Below are 25,848 nucleotides of genomic sequence, written 5' to 3' on the forward strand. Positions count from 1 at the left end.
GCGCGCGAAACGGTGTTCGCGGCTTCGCACCAGCGGCGGGGAGGACGGTGCCATGAGCGAGAAGATCGACCAACTGGTGGCCGAACGGCGCGCGGCCCTCGGGCGCAAGGACGGCGTCGCGGACAAATGGGGCCTGGCCCTGTCGGGCGGCGGCATCCGCAGCGCGACCTTCTGTTTCGGCCTGCTCGGCGTGCTCGCCCGCAACCGTCTGCTTGAACGCTTCGACCTGCTCTCGACCGTGTCCGGCGGCGGCTACATCGGCGGCATGCTCGGCCGCCTGCTGCACGGCGCACGCTCCGCGGACGACACCCGCGCCATCTTCGCGGCCTTCGGCTCCCAGGAGCCACGCTGGTTTCGCTGGTGGCTGCGCGCCAACGGCCGCTACCTGGTGCCGCGCGGACCGGCCGACAAGACCTTCGCGCTCGCCGTCTTCCTGCGCAACCTGCTCGCGATCCACCTCGAGCTCGGCGCGCTGGCCCTCGCGCTCGGCGTGGTGCTGGCGGCGGTCGATGTGGGCGTGTGGGCGGCGATCGCGCACTGGGTGACGGACGGGTGGGTGACGGGCGAGCGCATCGAGGCCCTGCGCCGGCTGCCCCCCTGGCTGCCCACGCTGTGGCCGGTCGCGATCCCGGTGCTGGCCGTGCTCGGCGGCCTGGCGACCGCGGCGTACTGGGTCGTGCCCTGGGTGGCGTCGGCCGGGCGGCCGGGATGGCGGCCCGGCTTCGTCGCCGTGCAATGCGTGATCCTGACGATCGTCCTGGGCCTGTTGGTGCATTACGGCGACGCCATCATCGGTCCGCAGTGGCAGCCCGGTCATGCGATCCGGATGGCGCTGGCCTGGGGCGCGATCGGCCTGGCCGTCGCCTGGCTGATCGCGATCCCGTGGTCGCGCTTCCTGTTGCGCCACCTCTTCGACGAGACCGAGCGCGATGCGCTGCGGCTCCGCGAGGAGGCGGTGCGGCGTTGGCTGGCCGACTGGCAATCCCTGTGCATGAAGGCGATCGCGGTCGTGCTGCTGCTCGGACTGGTGGACCGGGTGGCGTGGTTCCTCGCCTTCGAGTTCAAGGCGCAGGCCAATACCGCGCTCGCCCTGGCGGTGGCCGCCGCCGTGCTGCGGGCGGCGATGCCGGCGCTGGGTGGCGGCCCCCAAGGCGGAATCAGCGGCAAGCTGCTGCTGAGCCTGGGCCAGCTCTCCGGCTACGTACTCAGCTTCCTGCTGTGCGCGTGGTGGGTCTCGCTTGTGCACGCGGCGGCGCTGGGGCCGATGTTCGCGACCGAGGGCACGGTGGACTTCGGCGCGCCCTGGCTCCGGCTGCTCGCGATCGGTACTGCGGCCGGCGGCTACGTGCTCGCCACCGGGCGGAATTTCGAGTTCCTCAACCTGTCCTCGCTGCACACCTTCTACCGCGCGCGCCTGGTGCGCAGCTACCTGGGCGCGGCCAATCCGGCCCGCTTCGGCCAGCAGGACACACTCGGGCCGACCGCCGTCGTGTCCGAGCGCGGCGCCGCACACCTCGCCCACAAGAGCGTGTTCGACCCCGACCCCGACGATGACCTCGCGCTGGAAGCCTACGCGCCGCATCGGCAAGGCGGCCCGGTGCATCTGATCGGGGTCTGCATCAATCAGACGCACGACCCGCGCGGCGGACTGTTCAACCGCGACCGCCGCGGCCTGCCGCTGACGGTGGGCCCCGAAGGCTGGGTGCGGGTGGGCCAGGAACCGTGGTTCCAGGTGACCGGTGCAGGCGCCCTCGGCCTGGGTTCGTGGGTGGCGATCTCGGGCGCCGCGGTGTCGCCCGGCCTGGGCAGCCAGACGCGCGGCGGCATCTCGGCGCTGCTGGCCTTCGCCGGCATTCGCCTCGGCTACTGGTGGACGCGCGCTGCACGGGAGAACCTGCAGCGCCCGAAACGCCGCCTCGCGGCCAAGTCACGCGGCCTGCTCAGCGAGGTGTTCTGCAACTTCAAGGGCAGCAGCGGACCCGACTGGTTCCTCAGCGATGGCGGCCACTTCGAGAACACGGCCGCCTACGCCCTGCTCGCCGAACGCTGCCGCATGATCGTGCTCGCCGACTGCGGCGCCGACCCGGACTACCGCTTCGGCGACCTGGAGAACCTGGTGCGCAAGGCGCGCATCGACCTCGGCGCGGAGATCGAGTTCCTGCGCCCGCGCCCCCGCGCAGCGGGCGAGAACGATCGACCGCCCGGGGTCGAGCTGTTCGGCTCGCTCAACGATCTGGCCTCGCGCAAGAGCAACGCCTGCCTCGCGCTCGCCCGTGTGCGCTACGTCGGCGCGACCGAGCCGGGCTGGCTGGTGCTGGTCAAGCCCAACATCAGCGCCGGGCTGCCGGTCGACCTGATCAACTTCGCCGCCAGCAACCCGGCCTTCCCGCAGCAGACCACCGCCGACCAGTTCTTCGACGAAGCGCAGTGGGAGAGCTACTACCAGCTCGGCTTCAATCTCGGCGACGTGCTCGACAGCGACTTGCTGGAGGCACTGCGCAGTCGCCACGCGACGCTGTTCGAGTCCGACACCGGCGCCCTCACCGCCGCGACGCCCCGGGCCTCCGTTACCCCGGCGACGGTGCCGGCGGGCGCGGGCGCGGCCGCCGCGGCCGCCGCCGAGGCCGCGGCCAGCCGGCTGCCCGAGCGCATCCGCAACAGCGCGGTGAGCGCCTCGATCGGCATCGGCGCGGTGGCCACCGTGCTGGTGTCCTCATGGCAGGCGATCGACGGCGCGATCGGCGCCCTGGCCGAGGAACGCAAGACCGAACGCGCCGCGATCCTGAAGATCACCGAGGACTGGGCCGCCCTGCCCGGACGCGACCGCTGCTCGACGACACTCATGAGCGAGGAGCATCCGAAGCTCACCGCGCTGGCAGGCAGCTTCCTGCACCATGCGGACGCGTTGTGCGCCCGACGGGAGGCCGACTGGCTCGCGGAATCCAGCCTGGTGCAGGAGATCTTCGACGAGGTTGCCGAGCGCTGCGGCCTGGTCGAGACGCGCATGCGCAGCCGCGCGTGCGCCGCGCTCCTCGTCGCCAACACCCGCCCGGACGCCGGGGGCGCCGAATGGCCACAGATCTGCTTCGCCGGGCGCCCGGCCGCACCGGCCAAGACCAGGCTGCCGACTTACTGGGCCTACCGCTACGGCTTCGAGGCACAGCGGGGCAAGTCCGCACACCCGGCCGACTCCTTCGCCGAGGCACGCGAGTTCGCCCGGGAGGAACACAACGCCGCGCTGGCCTGCCCCACCGTGGCGCTCGCCGGCGAACAGCCGACCCCACCGACCGCGCAGTCCCCGACGGCGAAGCCGCCCCCTCCACCCACCGCTCCGCCCCCACGACCGGCGCCCGTGCCGCCCGTCGCGCCCGTCGCGCCTGCGCCCGCGCCCGCGCCCACTGCGCCCGCCGCGGTGGAGGCGAACTCGAAGATCTGCGCCGGCACGACCATCTACCTGCAGATCTTCGGCCCTACGCAACGCGACACGGTGCGCGACTACCGGGACGCCTGGCGCAAGCTCGGCGCCTCGGTGCCGCCGATCGAAGACGTCGAGGCCACGGCGCGCGCGGCGCAGCGCACGCCGCCGCGCCAGGTCGCGCTGACCACCGTGCGCCATCACGATCCCGCCTCGAAGCGCTGCGCCGAAGAGCTGGGCAAGGCGGTCGGTTTCGGGAACTGGAAGGTCGAGCCGCTCGCGGCATCGCTCAAGCCGACCCGCGGCGTGATCGAGGTCTGGATCGGCCGCGAGATCCCCGCCAGGCAGGGCGAAGCCAAGTAAGTCGACGCCGTCATGCGCATCGCGGGCGAGTGCGCGCCTCCGCGGCGGTGACGCGATCGAAGCTCAGCCCCGGCGCTTGTCGGCGACCGCGCCGGGCGGCGACAATGCGGGTCCCGCCGGCTCGTGGGCGTTCCCGCCGCGTCCGCCCTGCCTTGCCCCGACCTCCGAGCCCCGTCCGCGGAACCCCGCCGGACCTGCCCGAGCCGGTCGGCGCCGGCCGGGCGGCACGACGCGGCCCTCGTACCCGCAGCAGCAAACCCAGCCCGCGGCATCGACAGCGGAGCCACGATCATCCTGAACACACCCGGCAAGACCCCCGACGATCCTCTCCGCGCCGGCCGCCCCTCCACCCTGCGACGCCTGCTCGGCTCGCGCGCGGGCGTCGGCGCGGGCGTGCTGGCGATCTCCGCGCTCGCCTTCGCCACCTTCCACCACGAGACGGTGAACGTGGCCCTCGTCGAGGAGGGACCGCTGCGCCAGGCGATCGTGGCGAGCGGGCGGGTGCGCACGCCCGAGCGCATCGTGGTATCGGCGCAGATCGCCGGGCGCGTGCAGGCGGTGGAGGTGCGCGAGGGCGACGCGCTGGCGCCGGGCCAGGCGCTGCTGCGCCTGGACGAGCGCGAGTGGGGGGCGGCCGTCGCCCAGGCCGGCGCCGCCGTGGTGCAGGGCGAGGCGCGCCTGCGCCAGCTGCGCGAGCTCGGCCTGCCGGTGGCCGAACAGGCGCTGCGCCAGGCCGAGGCCACGGCGCTGCAGGCGCAGCGGCACCATCGGCGCGTGCAGGAGCTCGTCGCGCGCGGCTTCTACAGCCAGGCACAGCTCGACGAGGCGCGCCGGGCGCTCGACGTGGCCGACAGCCAGGTCCGCAGCGCCCGCCTGCAGCGCGCCAGCCAGCAGCCTGGCGGCAGCGAGATCGAGCTCGCGCGCAGCGCCCTGGAACAGGCGCGCGCGGCGCTGGCCGCGGCGGAGACCCGGCTGAGCTACGCGACCCTGCGCGCCCCGGTCGCGGGGACCGTGCTGACCCGCAACGTCGAGGCCGGCGACACCGTGCAGCCAGGCACGCCGCTGATGACGATCGCCCCGGCCGGCGCCACCGAGCTCACCGTGCAGATCGACGAGAAGAACCTCGCCCTGCTTCACCCCGGCCAGGCCGCGCTGGCCTCGGCCGATGCCTACCCGGGCGAGCGCTTCGCCGCCGTGCTCGCCTACATCGCCCCCTCGGTGGACGCCCAGCGCGGCTCGGTGGAGGTCCGCCTGCGCGTACCCGAGCCGCCGCCCTACCTGCGCCACGAGATGACGGTATCGCTCGACATCGAGGCGGCGCGGCGCGAGCGCACGCTGGCCGTGCCCGCCGCGGCGGTACGCGAGTCCGGCGGGGCGCAGCCCTGGGTGCTGGTGGTGCGCGACGGCCGTACCGCACGCCAGCCGGTGCGGCTGGGCATCCGCGGCGCCGGCAGGGTGGAGGTGCTCGAGGGCCTCGCCGCCGGCGAGGCCGTGGTGCCGGCGCCGGCCGACGTGCCCGCAGGGCGGGCGGTGCGGACGCGCGTGCAGCCATGAAGTCGTGGATGCCCTTCGAATGGATCGCCGCGCTGCGCTTCCTGCAGGAGGGACGCATGCAGTCGCTGCTGATCATCGTCGGCGTCGGCGTCGGCGTGGCGGTGATCGTGTTCATGTCGGCGCTGCTGTCCGGTCTGCAGGCCAACCTGGTGCGCCGCACGCTCAGTTCGCAGGCGCACATCGTGCTGCTGCCGGCCGAGGAGGTGGCGCGCCCGCAGGCCTCGAGCGGGCACGACGCGATCCGCCTGCAGAAGCAGGCGCAGCGGCTGCGCTCGATCGACCAGTGGCAACTGCTGCGCGACCGCCTCGAGGCCTGGCCCGAGATCGCCGCGGTGTCGCCGGCCGCCTCCGGCCCGGCGTTCGCGGTGCGTGGCGACGCCAGCAAGGCGGTGACCCTGCTCGGCATCGAACCCGCGCGCTACCAGCAGGTCATCGACCTCGGCGGACGCATCACCGCCGGCGAGCTGCGCGTCGGCGCCGGCGAGGCGGTGATCGGCATCGAGCTGGCCAAGGACCTCGGCGCCGACGTCGGCGACAAGCTGCGCATCCGCGGCGCGCAGGGCGAGGCCGAGACGCTGACCGTGACCGGGCTGTTCGATCTCGGCAACAAGGGCGTCAATGCACGCAACGTCTATGTCGGCCTGCGCACCGGTCAGACCCTGCTCGACCTGGTCGGCGGCGTCTCCAACATCGACCTCGCCCTCCACGACCTCGACCTCGCGGAGGACGTGGCGCAGCGCATCGCCGCCGAGTCCGGCCTGATCGCCGACAGCTGGATCCGCACCAACGCGCAGTTCGTCACCGCGCTCACCTCGCAGCGGGTGTCGAGCAACGTGATCCGCTTCTTCATCGCGCTCTCGGTGTCCTTCGGCATCGCCAGCGTGCTGGTGGTGTCGGTGGTCCAGCGCAGCAAGGAGATCGGCATCCTGCGGGCGATGGGCGCCACGCAGGCGCAGATGCGGCGCATCTTCCTGCTGCAGGGCGGCATCGTGGGTTTCCTCGGATCCTTCCTGGGCTCGGCGCTGGCGTGGGCCTTCCTGATGCTGTGGCGGATGCTCGCGCGCAACCCGGACGGCACGCCGCTGTTCGACATCGGCGTCGAGCCCGCGCTGGTGGCGATCGCCGCGGGCGGCGCCAGCGTGGTCGGCATCCTCGCGGCGCTGCTGCCGGCACGGCGTGCGGCAGGGCTCGACCCGGTGGTGGCGATCCGTGGCTGACGCGGTCCTGAAACTCGAAGGCCTGCGCAAGGCCTACGCCGGCGCCGACACGGAGTACGAAGTCCTGCACGGCATCGACCTGCGCCTCGGGCGCGGCGAGTTCGCCGCCCTGATCGGCCCCTCCGGCTCGGGCAAGAGCACGCTGCTCAATCTGATCGGCCTGCTCGACCGCCCCAGCAGCGGCCGCCTCGTCATCGATGGCGAGGAGACCGCGACGCTCGACGACACCGCCCTCACCCGCCTGCGCGGCGAACGCATCGGCTTCGTGTTCCAGCACCACCACCTGATCCCCGCCTTCACCGCCGAGGAGAACGTCGCCATGCCGCTGCTGATCGCGCGCGGGCGGCCCGACGCGGCGATGTTCGCGCGCGCCGGCGAGCTGCTCGACCGCGTCGGCCTGGCCCGGCAGCGGCGCCAGCTCGCCAACCGGCTCTCCGGCGGCCAGCAGCAGCGCGTCGCCATCGCCCGTGCGCTGGCGATGTCGCCCGCGCTGGTGCTCGCCGACGAACCCACCGGCAACCTCGACACGCACTCGGCGGACGAGGTCTTCGCGCTGCTGCGCGAGGTCAATCGGCAACTCGGTACGAGCTTCCTGATCGTCACCCACGACCCCCGCCTCGCCCGCCGCTGCGACCGCATCATCGAACTCGTGGACGGAGTCGTCGTCTCCGACCGGCCCAACAACGCCGCGCCGCCGGACTCTGGCCCGGTCGACGGCTCATGAGGCCGCGAGCGCGACGCAGCTCATCCGACCGTGTAGCCGCCATCCACGACGATTTCCTGGCCGTAGATGTTCCTGGCGCTGTCCGACGCGAGGAACACCGAGAGCTCGGCGATATCCTCCGGCTGACCGAATGCGCCAGGCATGAGCCGGGACGTGATCTTCTCCGCGACGGCCCCCAGGATCTCGGGCGGCAGCCCGACCGTGCCCCACAGCGGCGTCCCGATCGGGCCGGGGGCGATCGAGTTGACCCGGATGCCCAGGGGGGCAAGCTCGGCCGCCAGGGTCTGGGACAGGGACTTCAACGCAGCCTTGCTGGCGCTGTAGATGGCCAGCCCGGGAAAGCCGACCTGGGTCAGGAAGGTCGTGATGAACTGGATCGAGCCCCCCTTGCGGATGTGGGGAACGAAGAGACGCGCGGTTTCCGCCGCACCGAAGAGATTGACCGAGAACTGCGTATGGAAGGCTTCGGCGGTGCTGTCCGCGAAAGACACGACGCGCGCGATGCCGGCATTGGGCACGACGACATCCACACCGCCATGGACGCGGACGGCTTCATCGACCAGGTGCTGCAGGTCCTCGGCCCTGGTCACGTCACCCGCCACGGCCCGGACCTGCCCGGGCCACGCGGTCTCGAGTGCCTTCAAGGCGTCGAGATTGCGCGCGAACGCCACCACCCGGGCGCCTTCCTGCGCATAGCTTTCGACGATCGATTTGCCGATCCCGCTGCTTGCGCCCGTGACGACGGCCACCTTGCCTTCAAGCTTTCTCACCATGTCTCGCTCCTGAAATACGATGGGGTCAGGTCTTCCATTTGCTCATCCATCTCCAGACAGCTCATCAGGCCCTCCTTTGCGTCGCGCTCACGCTCTTCGCCCACAAGACGAAAGCAGGCGCGCATTTCGAATGCGCGCCTGCTGATGAACACCCTTGGCCCACCGAATCCTTTCATCTCCTTGCCCGGCGCTCCGTTCTGCTCACGCCGATCAGCGCCACGCCAAGTCCGAGCAGGATGAGCGATGTCGGCTCCGGCACGACGAACGCCGTCGAGGTTCCAGTCTTGCCCAGTCCAATGATATCCGTATTGGCGACATCCCAATTTTCGGCACCGAGCCTCGTGAAGTCGCCCGCCGTTCGCATATCGTTGGCGCGGACGCAAGAGACGCCCGGGTCGCCGCATCGTTGGTTGTTGGGGTTGAGCGTGAAGAAATCCGAATCGAGCGCGGCGCTCCAATAGCCCATCACACCGGTATCGACACTCAGATAACTCGAGAAGTTCTGCGTCCCTGCCGGAGAGATCATCGTATTGACCTGGCTATTGACATCGGCACCAGAGGTGAAGTCGAAACGCGCAAGAAAATAGCAGCCGGCATTATTGTTCGCTGCGCAGCTCACCCCCTGATAGGCGCCCTCGGCGTTGCCGCTCCGACTGCCCCCCTGGCCACGCCTGGCGAGATCGGCGGCACTGAACGGCGAGCTGATGTTCTGATTGTTGTTGTCCCACCAATAGAAGTCGAGCACCCCACCCTGGGTCGTATCCGGCGCAGTCCCGGGGTTATTGATGTGGGGGACATTCGGATCACTGCCGGATTGCAGCAGCTCGATTGGCTGCCTGTGGATGGATCCGTCGATCCTCCGCGCCTTGCCAGCCTGACCCACCCTGCCGGCTTGATCCTTCACTCTAGACGGTGGCAAGTGACAGGCAAGGGAAATGATGCGGCGGCGCGGAACCGAGCCCGCCGTCGTCCTCTTGCAGACGCTGAAACCGGCGTGCCGACGCTACTTGCTCGCCAAGGCCGCAAGCGCCGCGCGCACGCTTTCCAATGCCCCCGGAAAGTCGAACACCTCGATCTGGCGTCGAACCTCTTCAAAGTCCATCAGCAAGGTCTCGCGCAGGGCCTGCCGATTCTCCGCAAGGAAGCTGATCGCCGTCGTGTCGTCCCCGGTCAGCAAGGCCTCGAGTCGCACCAGCACGCTGGTGTCCACCCGTCTTGCAGGCATCTCCTGCACCATTACCCGATTCGCACGCACCAGAGCATCCTGTAGCGCGGCAATCAGCCTGGGCAGACGTTCGGTCAGCGGCACCAGCGCCGCCTGCACCTCCGCACGGTCGCCGCGCTTGAGCGCGTCCTCGAGGTCGCCGGCGAGTCGATGGACGATCGTGGCGCCGACCGTGCCGGCCGCACCCTTCAGCGCGTGAGCCAGGCGCCTCGCGCCGGCAAGATCGTCTTGCTGGATCTGTTCGGCGAGTTTGCGTGCATCGTCGCCATGGTATTCGGCGAAGAGCCCCAGGATAGGCGGGTAGTCCAGCCACGAACCGCCCAAGGTGCGCAGGCCACTTTCCAGATCCAGATCGCCAATCGCCGACAGCCGCGTGCGCAGCTCGGCATCGGCGGCCTCCGCAGGCGCTGCGGCCAGCGGAGCCAGGTCGGCCTGCGGCGCCATCACGCCAGCACCTGCAACGCTGCACGGGTGGTCGCCTTCATCAAGTGCGAAGTCCGACTCGTCGGACGCCGACGGAGGCAACTTCCCGGTTCGCCCCGGCAGCCACTTGTGCAGGGTGGCGTAGAGCCGCTCCGGCTCCACGGGCTTGGCGATGAAATCGTTCATGCCGGCCTCCACGCAGGTGCGGCGATCGTCATCGAAGGCATTGGCGGTCATTGCCAGAATCGGCTTGTCGCGCCAGCCCGGCAGGGCGCGGATGGCGCGGGTCGCGTCCAGGCCATCCATCACCGGCATCTGCATGTCCATCAGGATCAGCGCGTAGTCGGCGGCCTTGACCCGCTCCAGGGCCTCGGCGCCGTCCTCGGCCGTCTCCACCGTCAAACCGACGGCATGCAGCAGCTCCAATGCCACCAGCCGGTTGATGGGGTTGTCTTCCACCAGCAACACCCGCGTGCCCGCCTGCTCATGGCGCAGCGCCCGCTCGGCATCGGCGCGCCGCGCCGTTGGCGCGGGCATGATGCCGTGGCCGCGCTGCAACAGCACCGTAAACCAGAAGGTGCTGCCCTCGCCCGGGATGCTATCCATCCCCGCCTCGCCGCCCATCATCTGCGCCAGGTTGCGCGTCAGCGCCAGACCGAGACCGGTGCCGCCGTATTTGCGCGTGGTGCCGACTTCGGCCTGCTGGAACACGTGGAACAGGCGCTGCCCCTGCGCCGGCGTCACGCCAATCCCCGTGTCCTCGACTTCAAAGCGCACCTGCAAGCCCTCCGCGCCATCCTTCAGCAGCTTGGCACGCAGGACGATGCTGCCCCTTTCGGTAAACTTGACCGCATTGCCAGCCAGGTTGAACAGACATTGGCGCAGGCGCATCGGGTCGCCACGCAACCACGTCGGCACGGCGTCGCCGTCGAGCTCGATGTGCAAGCCCTTGGATTGGGCGGACGGGCGAATCAACGAGGCGACGTGGTCGAGCACCGCCGAGAGGTGAAAATCTTCCAGCGCCAGATCGAGTTTGCCGGCCTCGATCTTGGAGAGGTCGAGGATGTCGTTGATCAGGCCGAGCAGATGCCGGCCCGATGCCTCGATCTGCTCCAGCCGCCCGTCCTGCTGCGGAGTGACACCATCCTTTCGCAGCAGATGAGTCAGTCCGATGATGGCGTTCATCGGCGTGCGGATCTCGTGGCTCATGTTGGCCAGGAAGGCGCTCTTGGCCTGACTGGCGGCCTCGGCCTGCTGTCGCGCTTGCGCCAGTTCGGCGGTGCGCTGCGTCACCAGGTCTTCGAGGTGGTGGCGGTGGCGATCCAGTTCCTCGCCGAGGCGCTTCTTCTCGGTGATGTCCTCCTTCACCGCGACGTAATGGCTGATACGGCCATCCGGCTGCCGTAGCGGTGCGATATGGGCGAACTCGACATAGTCCTCGCCGCTGGCCTTGCGGTTGACCAGTTCGCCCTTCCACGTCTGCTCGGCCGTGAGCGCCGCCCAGATCGCGTCGTAGGTCGCGCGCGGCGTCCTGCCGGATTGCAGAATGCGCGGGTTCCTGCCGATGACCTGCTCGCGCGTGTAGCCTGTGGTGGCCAGAAACGCGGCATTGACGTATTCGATCTCGGCCGAGAGGTTCGTGATGACAATGCTCTCCGGGCTCTGCTCCACCGCCAGCGCCAGCTGGCGCAGCGAAGTTTCCGCGCGGCGCTGGTCCTGCAGCACGCTCAGCAGTGCCTGGCGTCCACGTTCCAGTTCCCGCGCGTGTTGCGCCACGGAGGCCTCGGCCCGCTTGCGCTCGGTGATGTCGGTATGGGTGCCGAGCATCCTGAGGGGCTTTCCGGCATCGTCGAATGCGACGATCTTGCCGAGCGAAAGAATCCACTTCCAGTCCCCGTCGCGCGTTTTCTGACGGAATTCCACCCGATACTGCGCAGTTCTTCCCGCCACGTAGTCCGCGTAGGCGCGTGCCGTGATCTCCCTGTCGTCCGGATGAATGCGCTCGATCCAGGCTGCATTGGTTTCGACAAAGGTTTCGGGGGCATACCCCAGCATCGCGGCGTACTCCGCGTTGACGAGTGCCTCGCCGGACTGGACGTTCAGGTCATACAGGCCGAGGTTCGTGGCCTGCAAGGCGAGCCGCAGTCTTTCTTCGCTTTCGGCGAGTGCCGATTCCGCCCGCTTCTGGCCGGAAACGTCGATGCAGTATTCCACGCACCTGTTCTCGTCGAGCGCGCTGCCGGCAAACACGAACCATTGCCGCGAGCCATCCTTGCGCAAGTATTCCTTCTCGTACGGGCCGACGCGGCCGTTCGCCCGGAACGACTCCATCTCCGCGATGCTCGTCTCGATGTATTCCGGCGGCGTGAACGTTTGCCAGGTCAACTGGTGCGCGTCCACCTCCTGCCGGCTGTAACCCATGATCTTCAGAAAGGTGTCGTTGGCATCGATCAGGGTGCCGGAGGTCACGTCCCAGAACATCACGCCCACGTTCTGGACATCCAGAGCCTTCCTCAACCGGTTTTCGCTTTCGCGCAGCACGGCGGCCGCCTGCTGTGCGCTCACCAGCCGCTGCTGGCGCCACAGCAGAGCGACCCCGAGGCTGGCCAGCAGCATCAGCAGAACGCTCAGCAGCCCGGTGGTCCAGGCCTGCCGACGCACCGGCGCATGGATCTCGTCCTCATCCACCTTGGCGACCATGAACCAGGGCGTGTTCATGACCCTGCGAACGACGGCGAGCACGGGGGTGCCGCGATAGTCCACGCCTTCGACCACGCCCTGCACCCCTTGCACCGCCATCGCCGCCGGAAGGAGCGGGTTTGTCGCGATCGGCAGCCGCAGCCTGAGCGCCGAATCGGCGCGGTGGCGCAGGTCGTTCAGAGAAACCAGCTCGTCGCCTTCGCGCCGGATGAGAATGGTTTCCGCGCTGGCGCTGGGGGTGGGCCAGCGCTGGATCAGGGGGTACAGAAAGCGGCGCGGGTCGATGACGACCAACAGCATGCCGATTGCCGGCTCCCCCGCCTGGGATGACAAGCCGACCTGCGCGGCGAAGATCATCTGGATGGACTGGTCGGGCAGGCGATGCAGGTCGCTGAAGGAGACCTCGCGCGCCAACCGATTGCGCCGAACATGCTCGCGGCCATGCGCAAGGTTCGCGGCATCGCCGCAATACGTTTCCGGAACCGCCAGGCACCGCTCGCCGGCCGCATCGAACAAGGCCACCGCGCGGTAACCGTGACGCTGCTGGATTCCGCTCATCCATGCCTGCACACTCTCGAGGGCCTGGGCGTCGTCCGGCCTCTGCAGGTAGCGGGCCGCCTGCGGCACATCCTGCATGGCCTCGGCATCGGCGTACCGTTCCGTCATCCATTGGGCGATCTGCTCGACCTTCGTGTCTGCGATCTGGATGAGCGTTTCCGCGGCAAAGTGGCGGGCCTCGGCCTGCTGGTTGTGGTAATGCCAGCGGCCGCCGGCGCCGATCAGCGCCACCGACAGCGCCAGCACGAGCAGCAGCCGCGCGCCGAAAGAGCGGCCCATCGGGCTTGCGGGGGGAGTCGGGCTCGAGGTCGGGGTGCTCATTCGGCGATCCCGCCCTCTTGCGGAAGATCTGCCAGGTCCTCGGCATAGCGCCGCGGTTCATCCAGCCGCTGGCGCAGGGCGTCAGCCTCGCGCTTGAGTTCGAGGATGCGCCCCTCGCGGCCCAGCATCACCTCGTACCACTGCTGCAGTTCGGCGAGCTTTTGCCGAAGTTCGGCTTGCTGGCGCTTCTTGCTGACGATGCGCCAGATGGATTCACCGAGCAGACGAACCGTTTCCACGTCGGCGCCCGAATAAGGCTCGGGCTTGTTGCCGACCCCCGTAAGCATGCGTACCCGCCCGTCTTCGATCACCGGCACGCTGATCAGCCTCTCCAGGCCCGCATCGCCTTGCGGCAATCCATGCTTGTCGGGCGCATTGGCGTAGTCGTTGAAAACCACGGGCGCGCGAAGACGCAGGGCATCCGCCCAGACGCCGGCCTGGCTGACCGGGCAATGCTTGTCGCGGGTGGCCCGGCAATCCTGTTCCAGCGTGGCACGCGGCCAGGTGACCCGCTCGATGGTCTCCTGGTCGTCGTCGACGAGATGGATGACGGCGATCCGGCTACCGGTCAGTTCCTCGGCGAGTTCCTGCCCACGCTGCATGAACGCGGCTTCGTCGAGCGCCTCGGCGGCCTCCGGGAGGTTCAGCAGGGCTTGGTCACGGCGGGCTGCGAGCGCAAGCGCAAGCTCGCCCCTCTTGCGCTCGGTGACGTCCGTCAAGGTGCCGCGAACCGTCATGCCGCTCCCGTCCGGACCGCGCTCGACCACCTGACCGACCACACTCAGCCAATGGATGCTCTGGTCGGGGTGGATGACACGAAAATCGAACGCATAGTGGTCGGGGCCGCCGGGCGCTAACGACTGCCGGATCGTCTCGCGCGCGCGTGGGCGGTCGTCGGGGTGGATTACGTCGAGGAAGGTGCCGAACTCCCAGTCGTCCTGCCAGGGCAGTCCGTAGAGGGAGTCGTGGTTCTTCGAGCGCGACATGCGGTCGGTCGGCACGCGATAGTCCCAAACGGCTACCTGGGCCAGCTCGGTGGACAGACGCAGGCGTTCCTCGCTCTCGCGCAAGCGCTCCTCCGCCTGCCGACGCGCCGTGATGTCGTGCGCCAGCACCAGTTCGCACTCCCGTCTGTCGAACTCCAGCACGTGCGAGGTGATCTCGACTTCGATCACACTGCCGTCTTTCTTCAAGTGCCGCCAGACGCCCGCCTGATCGAGGCCCCCTGCGGGCAACTCGCCCAGATTCTCGTAAAGGCGCGGCAGATCCTCGGGCGGGCGAATGTCCTTGATCGTCATGGAGAGGAATTCGTCCCGCGAATAGCCGTAGTGGCTGACTGCCGCATCGTTCACGGCCAGGAAGCGCAGTGTCGCGAGCTCAAAGACCCACATGGGGTTCGGGTTCGCATGAAAGAGATGGCGGTAGAGGGCGTCGCTCTCGCGCAATTCCGCCTCGGCGCGCTTGATCCGGCGAATGGCCAGGACAAGGACCAGGGTCAGCACCGCGGCGACCGACAATCCTGCCAGCAGCGCGATAACGGCACGATGGCGCGCTTCGGCCTCGGCCGTGCGCGCCGCCACCAACTCTTCCAGCCGCTGCTGGTAGTGCCACATCCCCTCTTCGAGACTGCGTCCGGGGGTGATGTCATGAATCATCGACAGCAGCAGGGGACGTCCATCGAATTCGAAAGGATGGGAATACACCTCGACGGTACGGAGCTCGCCACTCGCCAGTCGATGGCGGAAGATGAAGTAGTTGCGGTTTTCCTTTTCGGCAAGGGCGCGCTCGGCCGCCAACAGCTCCGCGCTGAAGGAGTTGATCTGCGCGATGGTCATGGACCGCAGCGCATCGCGTCCGTAACCATAGAAGTCCGCCGCGGCCGGGTTGGCATCGACGATCTGCCCGGAGGCCGGGTCGATCAGCAGCATCACGACGCCGTGATCGTCGAACACCTGGCGGAAATCGGGCACCTGTGCGAACAAGGTGGAGGGAATCAGCGCCAGCCACAGCGCGGCGAGGATGTGACGCAGGGAGATGGGCGGCGCGCTCGCGGCGCGCGGCCACGACGCCGGCCGCCCGGCGCGCCGATATTCCATGGCGGAGGCTGCGGCGATGTCGGCTGTGCTCGGCGTCATCATGGCACTCAAGCGGCGGTGTCGCTGTAGCGCTCGGCGATGCGGACGAATTCGGCGTAGTTCGTCAGGAAGGCATCGACCACGTCCGGGTCGAAATGCCGGCCCCGGCCGGCCAGGATGACTTCCCGCGCCTCCTCGTAGGACATGGCTGGCTTGTACACGCGCACCGAAATCAGTGCGTCGAAGACATCGGCCAGCGCCATGAGGCGAGCCGAGAGCGGAATGGCCTCTGCCGCGAGTCCGTCGGGGTAACCGCTGCCATCCCATTTTTCGTGATGCCAGTGGGCGATCTCCTTGGCCAGGACAAGGAAATCGACCGTCGTCTCGATGTCGGCCTCGGCGCGATCGATGGCTTCGGCGCCGATCTCTGCGTGTGTCTTCATGACCGCCCATTCCTCGGGCGTGAGCGGGCCGGGCTTCTGCAGGATGGCGTCGGGGATCCCCACCTTGCCGATATCGTGCAGCGGCGCCGACTTGGTCAGGAGATCGATGTAGCGCGATGTGAGCACGTCGCTGAAGCGCGGGTGCCGCTGCAGCGCCGTGGCGAGCTGGTGGACATAGCCCTGAGTGCGCAGGATGTGGTTGCCCGTCTCGGGGTCGCGCGTTTCGGCGAGGTGGGCCAAGGCGCGAATGCTGACCAGTTGGGTGAGTTCGTTCTCGCGCATGCGCCGAGCGACCTCCGCATCGAGCAGGGCATTCTGGTCGCGCAAGAAGTCGCGGCCCCGCTTGGCTTCGAGCTGGGTGCGCACACGGGCCAGCAGCACGCCGGGGCGAATCGGCTTGGTGAGATAGTCGGCGGCACCTCGGGCCAGCCCGCTCTCCTCGTTGAGGTCGTCATCGAGTGCAGTGACGAAGAGCACCGGGATGTCGCTCGTCGCGGGATCGGCGCGGAGCCGGGCCAGGACTTCGTAGCCATCCATCTCCGGCATCATCACGTCGAGCAGGATCAGATCCGGCTTCAGCGGCGGCCGCACCGCCGCGAGGCAGCGGCGGCCGGAATTGACCGCACGCACGCGGTAGTAGGGCTGCAACAGGTGCGTCAGCACCGCCAGATTGGCCGGCTCGTCATCCACGATCAGAAGGGTGTTCAAGCACGGGAGCTCCAGCACGAAAACCACGGCTGCAGTTTACGAGTATTTGCGGCGCGCGTTTGCGGGATTTTTCCGCTCCGCAAGCACCGCCCGACAGGCAGATCCTCGAGCAGACCAGCGGCATGAACGATGGCGTCCATCTCGCCCGCACCCGCCGGCTCATGATTTTCGCGAGCCCGTGTTCGCGATTCGCCGCTGGTCTGCGCCGTGTCCGCCGGAGAACAATGCGTCGTGGGGGCAGCACGGTGCCGCCCCGTCTCACAAGGAAAGCGCCATGAACTGGGAAACCCCCGCCTACTGCGAAATCCGTCTCGGCTTCGAAGTCACGGCTTACGTATACGTACGTTGAGCGTATGCAGCGCGCGGCCGCGGCGGAGACGGATCGCCGCCGCCGCGGCCGCCCCGACGACCATGGACGCCCTCCCCCTGCCCGCCGACGCCCGCCCGCGGCTGTCGCCCCACTACGTCTTCCGCTGGGAAGAGAGCCAGTCGGCTTTCATCCTGCTCTACCCGGAAGGTCTGATCAAACTCAACGCCTCGGCCGGCGCGGTCCTCGAGCGCTGCGACGGTGCGCGCACGGTCGCGACGATCGTCGCCGAGCTGCAGGCGGCCTTTCCCGCACAGGGCGCGGAGATCGCCGACGGCGTGCGCGCCTTCGTGGATCTCGCCTGCGACAAGGGCTGGCTGCGCGCCGCCTGATGGACGCCGCCCCGGCGCCCTCGCGCGGCGCGCCGCCGCTGTGGGCCGAGGCGGCGCCGTTCTGCACGCACCGCCTCGCGGTGGGGAGCGGCCACGTGCTGCACGTGGAGGAATGCGGCCGCGCCGACGGCATCCCGGTGGTCTTCCTGCACGGTGGCCCGGGCAGCGGCTGCAGCCCACGCCAGCGCGGGCTGTTCGACCCCGCACGATTTCGCGCCGTGCTCTTCGACCAGCGCGGCGGCGGTCGCAGCACGCCGCTCGGCGGCCTGCGCGCCAATACCACCGCCCACCTCGTCGCCGACATCGAGCGCATCCGCACAGCGCTGGCGATCGAGCGCTGGATCGTGTTCGGCGGCTCCTGGGGCAGCCTGCTCGCGCTCGAATACGCCGGCGCGCACCCGCATCGCGTCGCGGGTCTGGTGCTGCGCGGCATCTTCCTCGGCTCGCCGGCGGAACTGCGTACCTACACCGAGCGCATTCCTCCACGCGCACCCGGGCTGCGCCAGCGCCTCGCGGAGGAAGCGCTCATCCGCTTGCCCCGGGCCCGATCCCGGCACGCGGAAGACGATCTGCTCGCCACCTGGTGCCGCCGCATGCTCGCCGGCCGCCCCGAGACGAGGTGCGCCGCCGCGCGCCACTGGCTGGACCACGAGCGCGCGCTGATGGGCGAGCCGCCGCTCGCCGCCCCGCCCGACGCCCGCGAACTCGCCAAGGCGCGCATCCAGGCGCATTACCTCGCCCACGGCTGCTTCACCGACGCCGCACGCCTGCTCGCCACCTGCGCGGCCTTGCGCCACCTGCCGGCGGCGATCGTGCATGGCGCCGACGATCCGGTGTGCCCGCCCGCCACTGCGCGCGCGCTGCACCGCGCATGGCCGGCGGCGGAATACACCGAGGTCACCGGCGCGGGCCACTCCGGGCTGGATGCGGCGATCGCCGCCGCCTGCGTCGCCGCACTCGACCGTGTCGCAGAGTGCGCCCACCGCGGCGCCCACCCCCGCCGCAGCCGCTAAAGAAAATCGCCAGCCCGCATCGCAGAGCATCAGGACGCCACGCCCCCGGACGACGGGCAACATGGCCGCATCGACACCGGAGGATGCACGCCATGCCCAAGGAAACCCACGGACTCAGCCTCGACGGCCAGGGCAAGCCCTTGTGGCTGTCGCTGGAGCTGACCTATCGCTGCCCGCTCAAGTGCACCTGGTGCAACAACCCGCTCGACTTCGAGGACTACGCCGCGAAGGAGCTGTCGACCGAGGAGTGGAAGCAGGTGCTGCGGGACGCACGCGCGATCGGCGCGCTGCAGCTCGGCTTCACCGGCGGCGAGCCGCTGCAGCGCGCCGACCTGGAAGAGCTGGTCGCGCACGCCGACGGGCTGGGCTTCTACACCAACCTGATCACCTCGGGCATCGGCCTGAGCGAAGAACGCCTGCTCGCCCTCAAGGCCGCCGGCCTCAAGCAGATCCAGCTCTCGCTGCAGTCGACCCGCCCCGGGCTCACCGACGCGCTGGTGGGCGCGCGCGCCCATGCGCACAAGCTCGAGGCCGCGCGCCTGATCAAGGCGCACGGCTTCCCGATGGTGCTCAACATGCCGGTGTTCCGCCACAACATCGAGCTGATCGGCGAGATGATCGAGTGGGCCGCCGGGCTCGGCGTCGAGTACATCGAGTTCGCCAACATCCAGTACTACAACTGGGCGCTGATGAACCGCGACGAACTGATGCCCACCCTCGAGCAGGTGCGCGAGGCCGAACGCGTGGTCAATGAATGGCGCGCGAAGCTCGGCAAGGCGATGACGATCTACTTCGTGATCCCCGACTACTACGAGGGCCGCCCCAAGGCGTGCATGAACGGCTGGGGCGCGATCCACCTCACGATCGCGCCCGACGGCGTCGCCATGCCCTGCCAGGAGGCGCGCGTGATCCCCGGGCTGGCGTTCGAGTCGGTGCGCGACCGACCGCTTGGCTGGATCTGGCACGAGTCGCCGCTGTTCCGCAAGTACCGCGGCCTGGACTGGCTGCCCGAGCCCTGCGGGTCCTGTGCGGAGAAGGAGAAGGACTTCGGCGGCTGCCGCTGCCAGGCCTTCCTGCTCACCGGCGACGCCGCCAACACCGACCCGGCGTGCAGCCGCTCGCCGCACCATCACCTGGTGCAGCAGGCGGTGGCCGGGGTGGCGGCGCCGCTGCGCTTCCGCAAGCCGCTCGTCAAGCGCGCCGCCGGCGCCGTATCCACCGCCTTCATGGAGGACTGAATGCGCCATCCCTACGACACCGCCACCGGCACGATCGCGCTCGGGCTGCTGCTCACCGCGGTGCTCGCCCTCCTGCTGCCACTCGTCGCCGGCTGAAGCGCCATGGACCCGCTGTTCGATCTCGCACTGCGCTGGACGCACTTCATCGCAGGCATCCTCTGGGTCGGCCACAACTACTCCAGCGTGGTGCAGCGTCCGGGCTGGCGGCCGCTCGCCGCCACCGACCTCACCGACGACACCAGCCCGCGCTTCCAGGCCCTGCTCAACCGCGAGCACGGCTTCTTCCGCTGGGCCTCGGTGGTGGCGTGGAGCGCCGGCCTGCTGATGCTGTGGCAGCGCGGCTGGCTGCCTGACGCGCTCATGCTCGACGGCGCGCTGGCGCCGATCGGGCTGGGCACCTGGATCGGCACTTTCATGATGCTCAACGTCTGGTTCGTGCTGTGGCCGCACCAGCAGAAGGTGCTCGGCCTGGTGCCGGCGAGCGTGGACGAGCGCCTGCGCTGCTCGCGCATCACCCACCTGTCCTCGCGCACCAACACCATGCTGTCGATCCCGCTGCTGTTCTTCATGGCGGCGAGCAGCCACGGCGGTCTGGCGGGCTGAACGCGATGAATCCCGCCACCGCCTGGAACTTCGCCGCCGGCCCGGCGCGCCTGCCCGACGCGGTGCTCGAGCGCGCGCGCGACGGCCTGTTCGTGCGCGGCGCGGACGGCGCCTCGGCGCTCGAGCGCCCCTTCACCGGCGACGCCTTCCGCGCGACGCTGCACAGCGCACGCGAGCGCCTGGCGCAGCTCCTCGAGCTGCCCGCCGGCTACCGCGTCCTCTTCCTCGCCGGCGGCGCCATGCAGCAGTTCGCGCTGGTGCCGATGAACCTGCTCGGCGGCGCGCAGCGCGCGGCCTACGCCGACTCCGGCTACTGGGCGCAGCGCGCGATCGCCGAGGCGCGGCGCTACTGCGAGGTGGTTGCCGCGCCCGGTTTTGCGGGAGCCGCGCCGCTCGCCGCGCCACCGGCGGGACCTTGGGACCTGCCCGCCGACTGCGCCTATTGCCACATCACCCCCAACGAGACGGTCGACGGCCTCGCCTACCCGGCCCTGCCCGACACCGGCGAGGTCCCGCTGGTGGCCGACGCCACCTCGTGCCTGCTGACCGCGCCGCTCGACCTCGCCCGCTTCGGCCTGCTCTACGCCAGCGCGCAGAAGAACCTCGGCGTCGCTGGGCTGTGCGTACTGGTGGTGCGCGCGGACCTGCTCGAGCGCGCCGCGCCCGCGGTGCCCGCGGCGCTGAGCTACCGCCGCCAGGTCGAGGCCGACAGCTGCCTCAATACCCCGCCGACACTGGCGATCCACCTCGCCGGCCTGGTCTTCGACTGGATCGCCGAATCCGGCGGGCTGGCCGCGATGGGCGCCGCCAACCGCCGCAAGGCGGCCACGCTGTACGCGGCGATCGACGGCAGCGGCGGCTTCTATCGCGCGCCGGTGGCCGCGGCGCACCGCTCGCCGGTGAATGTCCGCTTCCAGCTCGCCGACGAAGCACTCGTCGAGCCCTTCCTCGCCGCGGCCGCGTCCCGAGGCCTGCACAACCTGCGCGGCCACCGCCAGGTCGGCGGGCTGCGCGCCAGTCTCTACAACGCCATGCCGCAGGCCGGCGCCGACGCGCTGGCCGGCTTCATGGCGGACTTCGCCCGCCGTCGCGGATGAGCCGGGCGACCTTCCCCTGGCACGCCCGCCCGGGTCTGGCCGGCGGCATCGACAAGGACGCCACGCGCGCCGCCGAGCTGCTCGGCCTCGGCTTCGGCAGCGTGGAGTTCGGCACCGTCGCGGTCGGGCCGCGGGCAGGCGCGGAGCTGGCCGCGCTGCGCGCCCGGCTCGCCGCCCTGCCCGCGCGTGCGCCCGGCGCGGCCGCGATCGGCATCGGCCTCGGCCAGCCCGCCGACGCAGCGCCCCGGACGCTCGCCGCGTGCTGGATCGCCGGGCTCTACGGCGCCTGGGACGTGGCGGACTACCTCAGCTTCAACCTGTCCGCGCGCGCCTGCGCGCCGCTGCTGGCGCCTGCAAGGCTGCCGCTCGTCGAGGCCGCGCTGCGCGCGGTGGCGGCGGCGCGCGCCGGGCTGCCGCGCCGGGTTCCGCTCGCGCTCAAGTTCAGGCTCGGCGGGGCGAACTGGGCGAATGAGGCGCCGCCGGCGGTCGCCCTCGCCGCCGCGGCAGCAGGCTTCGACCTGCTGACGGCCGTGCTGCCGGACGACGACCCGAAGCGCCTCTCGCGCCTGCACGTTCTGATCACCGCAGTGTCCGACGGTCCGGCCGTGGTGGCAGTGGGCGGCATCCGCAAGGCAAGCGACGTCGCCGAAGTCCGCGCGAGCGGCGCTGCGGGCGTGCAGGTTCACCGCGCATTCTCCGAATCGGGGGCGACCTGTCTGGCGCAGTTGCTGGGCAGCGCCTAGCAAGCTGGCGGACTACCTCTGCCGCCCTCGTTGCAGGATTGGCTGCCCGAATCGCACCTGGCGCGCGATGTGGTCGATATGGTGGACGTATCGGCTTGACGCACTGGCCTCAAGAACCATTATGGTTCCACTTTGGAAGGAGCCTGCCATGCCCACTACGCTGACCCTGAAGAATATTCCAGATGAGATATACCAACGTCTGAAGGCGTCGGCGGTAACGCACAGGCGCAGCCTGAACAGCGAAGCGATCGTGTGCCTGGAGACCGTGTTGCTGCCGGGCAGGATCGCCCCGAGTGAGCGACTGGCCCGTGCCCGCGCATTGCGAGCTGCACTGCCAGCGTCGAAGTTCAGGGCGCACGACATCGACGCCTTGAAGCGCGAGGACCGCCTGTGATCGTGGTGGATACCAATGTCCTGGCGTACCTGTACCTGCCGACCGAGTTCACTACACATGCCGAGGCGCTGCTGGAGCATGACCCGGAGTGGGTGGCGCCGGTGCTGTGGCGCAGCGAGTTCCGCAGCATTCTCGCGGGTTACCTGCGACGAAAGACCCTGGCTTTCGATGATGCGCGCGCCTTGCAGGCCGAGGCGGAGAGCCTGCTTGCGGGGAACGAGCATAAAGTCGACTCTCAGCGGGTACTGGAGCTCGTGCGCGACACCGATTGTTCTGCGTATGACTGCGAGTTTGCCGCGCTGGCCCTGCGCCTGGACGTGAAACTGGTGACGATGGAAGCCAGGCTGCTCAGGGCATTCCCGAAGTTCGCGGTGCCGCTCACTGCGGCGTGAGCCCTGGATTCAGCGGTTTGGCGCACCTTCTCGCTGAAGCTCCGCCGAAATGGCTTCCCTCGCGTCGCCGGAGCCGGCTGAAAAACCGGTCGAGTGCTCCGGTAGCCGAGGCGTCAGCCGACTGGAATGTCCAGCACCAGGGGCGCGGCCGGATTGCCGCCCACGCGGCGAAAACCGCTGGCGCCGGCCATGTGCAGCACCGCGGGGCTGATGCTGTGGCACAGCACGCGCTGCGCGCGCAGCAGGGGTGCGAGCTCGACGACGTGGGCGAACAGGGTCCGGCCCCAGCCGCGGCGGCGCCAGGCGGGTGCCACGCTGAGACCGAAATCGACCTCGCCATCGCGGACGGCCATGTGCGCGAGCGCCACGACCCTTCCGCCCGCGTCGGTCAGGCCGTGGACGTGGTCGCGCGCGAAGTCGATGCGGGCGACGTAGCGGGCGATCCCCTCGTCACCGATGCCGTAGCCGAAGCGAAGGAAGCGATCGTCGACATCGAGCGCCACGAGGTGGGCGAGGATGCGCTCGGCATCCGCCGGCGCGAACCCGAGCAGCGGGCCGGGAGGGCGGTGCCGCTTGCGATCATCCGCAGCGAGGGAACTGGGCGAGACTGGACTGGCGACGACGGACATGGCGGAGACCCCGGGCAGGCGGGCGGGATCTCCGGCGGACGCGTCCCAGCCTCCCCGGCGCCGCGAAGGGCGCAGGGAACTGCCGGATCATCTGCGAGACGAGCAAGTGAAATGGTATGGACCATGCCTCTTGTCAGGGACACCCCGCCCTAAACGAATGAAGGTGATGTCCATGGCAGGTCTCCTGGCTTGCGGGTCCTCGCCTCGTGCCAGCCTTCCCGGAGAGACTCCAGTGGCCAGATGGGCACGCGACTCGTCGCATACAGTTGCGGGGGCAGCTCCGGCTTGCACGCGCGGGCGTGTTACCGGATTCCCTTTTCATGCCGGCCGGTGAGGGCAGGCAACCATGAAACGCGGCCGAGGTTAGCCGCGCGCCTCCAGCCTGTCAAACCACTCCCGGGATCCGCCCGCGGATGCCGGCCGCACGCTGGCGAGCCACCCTGGGTCGGACCCGAGCACTCGCCGCCGGCTCAGCGACCGCCGACGGCGCGCTCCAGCCTCGCCTCCACCACCCCGCGCAGCGCGTTCGTCAGCACGATGCGCTGCGCGCGCAGCAGGTCCTCCACGCGCAGCTCGGCCTCGCGCGCGGCCCAGGACGGATCCTCCAGCAGCGCGGCGCGCATCGTGCCGGGCAGCACGCCGCGGCCGGCGGGCGGGGTGCGCCACTCGCCGTCGAGGAGCAGGAAGACGTTGCTGCGCGCGCCCTCGGTGAGGCGGCCCGCCGAGTCGAAGAACAGCGTGTCGAAGGCGCCCGCGGCCAGCGCGGCGCGTAGGCCCTCGTCGTAGCGCGCGCGCAGCGTGGTCTTGTGCGCGCCGAGGCCCTGCGGGTCGTCGAGCGGGCGCTCGGCGAGCAGCACCGTGACCGCGCCGGGCGGCAGCGCGTCGAGCGCGGCGGCGGCGAGCTCGAGGCGGCCGTCCTTGTGCAGCGCCAGGCGCAGGCGCGAGGGCGTGGCCGGCGGCAGCGCGGCGAGCTGGGCGCCCAGCGCGACCTCGATGCGTGCGCGCTCGAACACGAAGTCGAGCGCGGCGGCGCTGGCTTCGAGGCGGGCGAGGTGGCGGTCGAGATTGCGCACGCCGGCCTCGCGGGTCGCGTACAGGGTCTCGAAGAGCGCGAAGCCGGGGTCGAGCGCGCTGAGGAAGCGCGCCTTGAGCCGGCACTCCGCGTACTCGTCGGCGGCCGCGCTGTCGATCACGATGCCGGCGCCCACGCCCATGCGGCCGCGATGCCGCGCGCCGGCGAGCGCATCCGCACCCTGCCCGATGCGCTCCAGCGTCAGCGTGCGGATCGCCACCGACAGGCAGAAGTCGCCGCAGGCGTGCCCCGGGCGCGGCGCGTCGATCCAGCCGAGGCTGCCGGTGTAGAGGCCGCGCGGCTCGGTCTCCAGCTCGGCGATGAGCTGCATCGTGCGGTGCTTGGGCGCGCCGGTGATCGAGCCGCAGGGAAACAGCGCGCGCAGCAGCGCGGGAAAGCCGACGTCCGCGGGCAGCTCCGCCGCGACCGTGGAGGTCATCTGCAGCACGGTCGGGTAGCGCTCGACCTCGAACAGCGCCGGCACGCGCACGCTGCCGGTGGTCGCGACGCGGCCGAGGTCGTTGCGCAGCAGGTCGACGATCATGAGGTTTTCGGCGCGGTTCTTGGCGTCGGCCGCGAGCCTGCGCGCGGCGAGCGCATCGGCCGCGTCGTCGCCGCTGCGCGCCGCAGTGCCCTTCATCGGGCGCGCCTGCAGCACGCCGTCGTGGTGGCGCAGGAAGAGCTCCGGCGAGCACGACAGCACCCAGTCCGGGCCGCCCTCGTCGGCGTCGGCGGGCAGGCGGATCAGCGCGCCGAAGGCCACCGGCTGGCGCGCACGCAGGCGGCGGTAGAGCGCGAGCGGCGAGCCGAAGGTGTCGAAATCCAGGCGGTAGCTGTAGTTGACCTGGTAGGTCTCGCCCTCGGCGATGGCGGCGTGGATGCGCGCGATCGCGTCCTCGAAGGCCGCGCGATCGACCGAGGCGCGCAGGCCGAGCACGCCGGCGGGAGCCGGACCGGTGTCGGGATCGGGCGCCGTCGCCGATGTGCCGATCGCAGGCCGGCGCTGGCGCTGCGCCTCACACACCTCGAGCTTGCCCGTCTCGCTCCCGCCGGCCTCGGCCGCCGCCAGCCAGGCCTCGACCGCGACGGCCGAAAGGTGCTGCAGCGTGGCGAACATCAGCACGGCCAAGCGGCCGCAAGCCTCCGGCGCCCTACTCTCCCGCCCGACGTCCTCCTGCCCGACGCCATTCAGCCGCACGCCCCACTCGTAGTCGGCCAGCACCACCGCGTGCAGGCCGGCGCGCAGGTCGGCGTCCACCGCGGCCCACGTCGCCTCCAGCGCGGACGGGTCCGCGCAGCGATGCGCGCGCACCAGGCCACGATAAAGGCGGCTGGACGGCGAAGCGCCGGTGGCATGGCAGTCGTCGAGCAGCGCGAAGCAGGCGGGGTCGAGCGGTGGGACGGCGGGCGGAGCGGACATGGGCGAGACAGGACGAAACGGGCCGCGGATTGTATCCCGCGGCCCGCCC

20 protein-coding genes and 1 riboswitch are annotated in these 25,848 nt (G+C 70.2%); of the genes, 13 read left to right on the forward strand and 7 right to left on the reverse strand.

All coding sequences use genetic code 11. The annotated features are described in order from the left end of the window. Window positions 1-52: 52 nt before the first annotated feature. The 4 genes from TMZ1T_RS21360 to TMZ1T_RS13485 all read left to right on the forward strand — a co-directional run bounded on the left by TMZ1T_RS21360 (window position 53) and on the right by TMZ1T_RS13485 (window position 7,273). On the forward strand, window positions 53-3,778 hold the full coding sequence (locus TMZ1T_RS21360; protein WP_012585686.1) for a patatin-like phospholipase family protein: 3,726 nt from the start codon (window positions 53-55) through the stop codon (window positions 3,776-3,778). A 393-nt stretch (window positions 3,779-4,171) separates the two neighbouring features. Further along, the gene (locus TMZ1T_RS13475) at window positions 4,172-5,332 is read left to right on the forward strand and encodes an efflux RND transporter periplasmic adaptor subunit (RefSeq protein WP_261788946.1); all 1,161 of its coding nucleotides are present in this window, start codon (window positions 4,172-4,174) and stop codon (window positions 5,330-5,332) included. A gap of 8 nt (window positions 5,333-5,340) precedes the next feature. Then, window positions 5,341-6,549: an ABC transporter permease gene (locus TMZ1T_RS13480; protein WP_051021759.1), complete on the forward strand. Its 1,209-nt coding sequence runs from the start codon at window positions 5,341-5,343 to the stop codon at window positions 6,547-6,549. Further along, window positions 6,542-7,273: an ABC transporter ATP-binding protein gene (locus tag TMZ1T_RS13485; RefSeq protein WP_012585689.1), complete on the forward strand. Its 732-nt coding sequence runs from the start codon at window positions 6,542-6,544 to the stop codon at window positions 7,271-7,273. Before TMZ1T_RS13480 ends, TMZ1T_RS13485 begins: the two co-directional genes overlap by 8 nt. Window positions 7,274-7,293: 20 nt before the next feature. Here the strand turns inward: TMZ1T_RS13485 and TMZ1T_RS13490 are convergent, their stop codons facing one another. From TMZ1T_RS13490 to TMZ1T_RS13510, 5 genes are all read right to left on the reverse strand, one after another. After that, on the reverse strand, window positions 7,294-8,046 hold the full coding sequence (locus TMZ1T_RS13490; RefSeq protein ID WP_012585690.1) for an SDR family NAD(P)-dependent oxidoreductase: 753 nt from the start codon (window positions 8,044-8,046) through the stop codon (window positions 7,294-7,296). Window positions 8,047-8,218: 172 nt separating this feature from the next. Continuing rightward, window positions 8,219-8,950, reverse strand: a complete 732-nt coding sequence (locus TMZ1T_RS13495) for a PEP-CTERM sorting domain-containing protein (RefSeq protein WP_261788948.1) — start codon at window positions 8,948-8,950, stop codon at window positions 8,219-8,221. A 99-nt stretch (window positions 8,951-9,049) separates the two neighbouring features. Then, window positions 9,050-13,273 (reverse strand): PAS domain S-box protein, encoded by a 4,224-nt coding sequence (locus tag TMZ1T_RS13500; protein ID WP_012585693.1) that lies wholly within the window; start codon window positions 13,271-13,273, stop codon window positions 9,050-9,052. Continuing rightward, entirely contained in the window at window positions 13,270-15,411 is a 2,142-nt protein-coding gene (locus TMZ1T_RS13505; protein WP_245537181.1) for a PAS domain S-box protein, read from the reverse strand. Before TMZ1T_RS13505 ends, TMZ1T_RS13500 begins: the two co-directional genes overlap by 4 nt. A 5-nt stretch (window positions 15,412-15,416) precedes the next feature. Further along, window positions 15,417-16,499, reverse strand: a complete 1,083-nt coding sequence (locus TMZ1T_RS13510) for a response regulator (RefSeq protein WP_012585694.1) — start codon at window positions 16,497-16,499, stop codon at window positions 15,417-15,419. Window positions 16,500-16,773: 274 nt separating this feature from the next. On the opposite strand from TMZ1T_RS13510, the gene pqqA reads away from it, so the two are divergent. From pqqA to TMZ1T_RS13550, 9 genes are all read left to right on the forward strand, one after another. Next, complete coding sequence (gene pqqA / locus TMZ1T_RS21800; protein ID WP_144312226.1) at window positions 16,774-16,848, forward strand: pyrroloquinoline quinone precursor peptide PqqA; 75 nt, start codon at window positions 16,774-16,776, stop codon at window positions 16,846-16,848. A gap of 62 nt (window positions 16,849-16,910) precedes the next feature. Then, complete coding sequence (gene pqqD, locus TMZ1T_RS13515) at window positions 16,911-17,198, forward strand: pyrroloquinoline quinone biosynthesis peptide chaperone PqqD (protein WP_012585695.1); 288 nt, start codon at window positions 16,911-16,913, stop codon at window positions 17,196-17,198. Further along, entirely contained in the window at window positions 17,198-18,211 is a 1,014-nt protein-coding gene (locus tag TMZ1T_RS13520; protein ID WP_012585696.1) for an alpha/beta fold hydrolase, read from the forward strand. Before pqqD ends, TMZ1T_RS13520 begins: the two co-directional genes overlap by 1 nt. Before the next feature lie 92 nt (window positions 18,212-18,303). Then, window positions 18,304-19,449, forward strand: coding sequence for a pyrroloquinoline quinone biosynthesis protein PqqE (gene pqqE / locus TMZ1T_RS13525; RefSeq protein WP_004326941.1), 1,146 nt, complete (start codon window positions 18,304-18,306; stop codon window positions 19,447-19,449). A 102-nt stretch (window positions 19,450-19,551) separates the two neighbouring features. Then, complete coding sequence (locus TMZ1T_RS13530) at window positions 19,552-20,052, forward strand: urate hydroxylase PuuD (RefSeq protein WP_012585697.1); 501 nt, start codon at window positions 19,552-19,554, stop codon at window positions 20,050-20,052. A 5-nt stretch (window positions 20,053-20,057) separates the two neighbouring features. After that, window positions 20,058-21,149: a 3-phosphoserine/phosphohydroxythreonine transaminase gene (serC, locus tag TMZ1T_RS13535; protein WP_012585698.1), complete on the forward strand. Its 1,092-nt coding sequence runs from the start codon at window positions 20,058-20,060 to the stop codon at window positions 21,147-21,149. Further along, window positions 21,146-21,892 carry a hypothetical protein gene (locus tag TMZ1T_RS21805; RefSeq protein WP_012585699.1) on the forward strand — a complete coding sequence of 249 codons (747 nt, stop codon included), beginning with the start codon at window positions 21,146-21,148 and terminating at the stop codon, window positions 21,890-21,892. The genes serC and TMZ1T_RS21805 overlap by 4 nt, the downstream gene beginning before the upstream one ends. Before the next feature lie 148 nt (window positions 21,893-22,040). Further along, complete coding sequence (locus TMZ1T_RS13545) at window positions 22,041-22,286, forward strand: FitA-like ribbon-helix-helix domain-containing protein (protein ID WP_004327583.1); 246 nt, start codon at window positions 22,041-22,043, stop codon at window positions 22,284-22,286. Window positions 22,287-22,288: 2 nt separating this feature from the next. Further along, a complete protein-coding gene (locus tag TMZ1T_RS13550; protein ID WP_245537196.1) occupies window positions 22,289-22,678 on the forward strand; it encodes a type II toxin-antitoxin system VapC family toxin in 390 nt (129 codons plus the stop codon). 113 nt (window positions 22,679-22,791) lie between these two features. On the opposite strand, the gene TMZ1T_RS13555 is transcribed toward TMZ1T_RS13550, so the two are convergent. Both TMZ1T_RS13555 and TMZ1T_RS13560 read right to left on the reverse strand, forming a co-directional pair. Then, a complete protein-coding gene (locus TMZ1T_RS13555; RefSeq protein WP_004327579.1) occupies window positions 22,792-23,307 on the reverse strand; it encodes a GNAT family N-acetyltransferase in 516 nt (171 codons plus the stop codon). Window positions 23,308-23,464: 157 nt separating this feature from the next. After that, window positions 23,465-23,671, reverse strand: a riboswitch (cobalamin riboswitch). A gap of 106 nt (window positions 23,672-23,777) precedes the next feature. Then, entirely contained in the window at window positions 23,778-25,799 is a 2,022-nt protein-coding gene (locus tag TMZ1T_RS13560) for a chorismate-binding protein (protein WP_012585700.1), read from the reverse strand. Between the last annotated feature and the right edge of the window lie 49 nt (window positions 25,800-25,848).

The organism is Thauera aminoaromatica (genome assembly GCF_000021765.1).
In the GTDB taxonomy this organism is placed as follows: Bacteria; Pseudomonadota; Gammaproteobacteria; order Burkholderiales; family Rhodocyclaceae; genus Thauera; species Thauera aminoaromatica.

Coding starts and splice junctions, on each gene's coding strand:
- TMZ1T_RS21360 (WP_012585686.1), top strand. CDS start 53: ATGAGCGAGAAGATCGACCAACTGGTGGCCGAACGGCGCGCGGCCCTC.
- TMZ1T_RS13480 (WP_051021759.1), top strand. CDS start 5,341: ATGCCCTTCGAATGGATCGCCGCGCTGCGCTTCCTGCAGGAGGGACGC.
- TMZ1T_RS13490 (WP_012585690.1), bottom strand. CDS start 8,046: ATGGTGAGAAAGCTTGAAGGCAAGGTGGCCGTCGTCACGGGCGCAAGC.
- TMZ1T_RS13500 (WP_012585693.1), bottom strand. CDS start 13,273: ATGAGCACCCCGACCTCGAGCCCGACTCCCCCCGCAAGCCCGATGGGC.
- TMZ1T_RS13505 (WP_245537181.1), bottom strand. CDS start 15,411: ATGATGACGCCGAGCACAGCCGACATCGCCGCAGCCTCCGCCATGGAA.
- pqqD (WP_012585695.1), top strand. CDS start 16,911: ATGGACGCCCTCCCCCTGCCCGCCGACGCCCGCCCGCGGCTGTCGCCC.
- TMZ1T_RS13520 (WP_012585696.1), top strand. CDS start 17,198: ATGGACGCCGCCCCGGCGCCCTCGCGCGGCGCGCCGCCGCTGTGGGCC.
- pqqE (WP_004326941.1), top strand. CDS start 18,304: ATGCCCAAGGAAACCCACGGACTCAGCCTCGACGGCCAGGGCAAGCCC.
- TMZ1T_RS13530 (WP_012585697.1), top strand. CDS start 19,552: ATGGACCCGCTGTTCGATCTCGCACTGCGCTGGACGCACTTCATCGCA.
- serC (WP_012585698.1), top strand. CDS start 20,058: ATGAATCCCGCCACCGCCTGGAACTTCGCCGCCGGCCCGGCGCGCCTG.
- TMZ1T_RS21805 (WP_012585699.1), top strand. CDS start 21,146: ATGAGCCGGGCGACCTTCCCCTGGCACGCCCGCCCGGGTCTGGCCGGC.
- TMZ1T_RS13545 (WP_004327583.1), top strand. CDS start 22,041: ATGCCCACTACGCTGACCCTGAAGAATATTCCAGATGAGATATACCAA.
- TMZ1T_RS13555 (WP_004327579.1), bottom strand. CDS start 23,307: ATGTCCGTCGTCGCCAGTCCAGTCTCGCCCAGTTCCCTCGCTGCGGAT.
- TMZ1T_RS13560 (WP_012585700.1), bottom strand. CDS start 25,799: ATGTCCGCTCCGCCCGCCGTCCCACCGCTCGACCCCGCCTGCTTCGCG.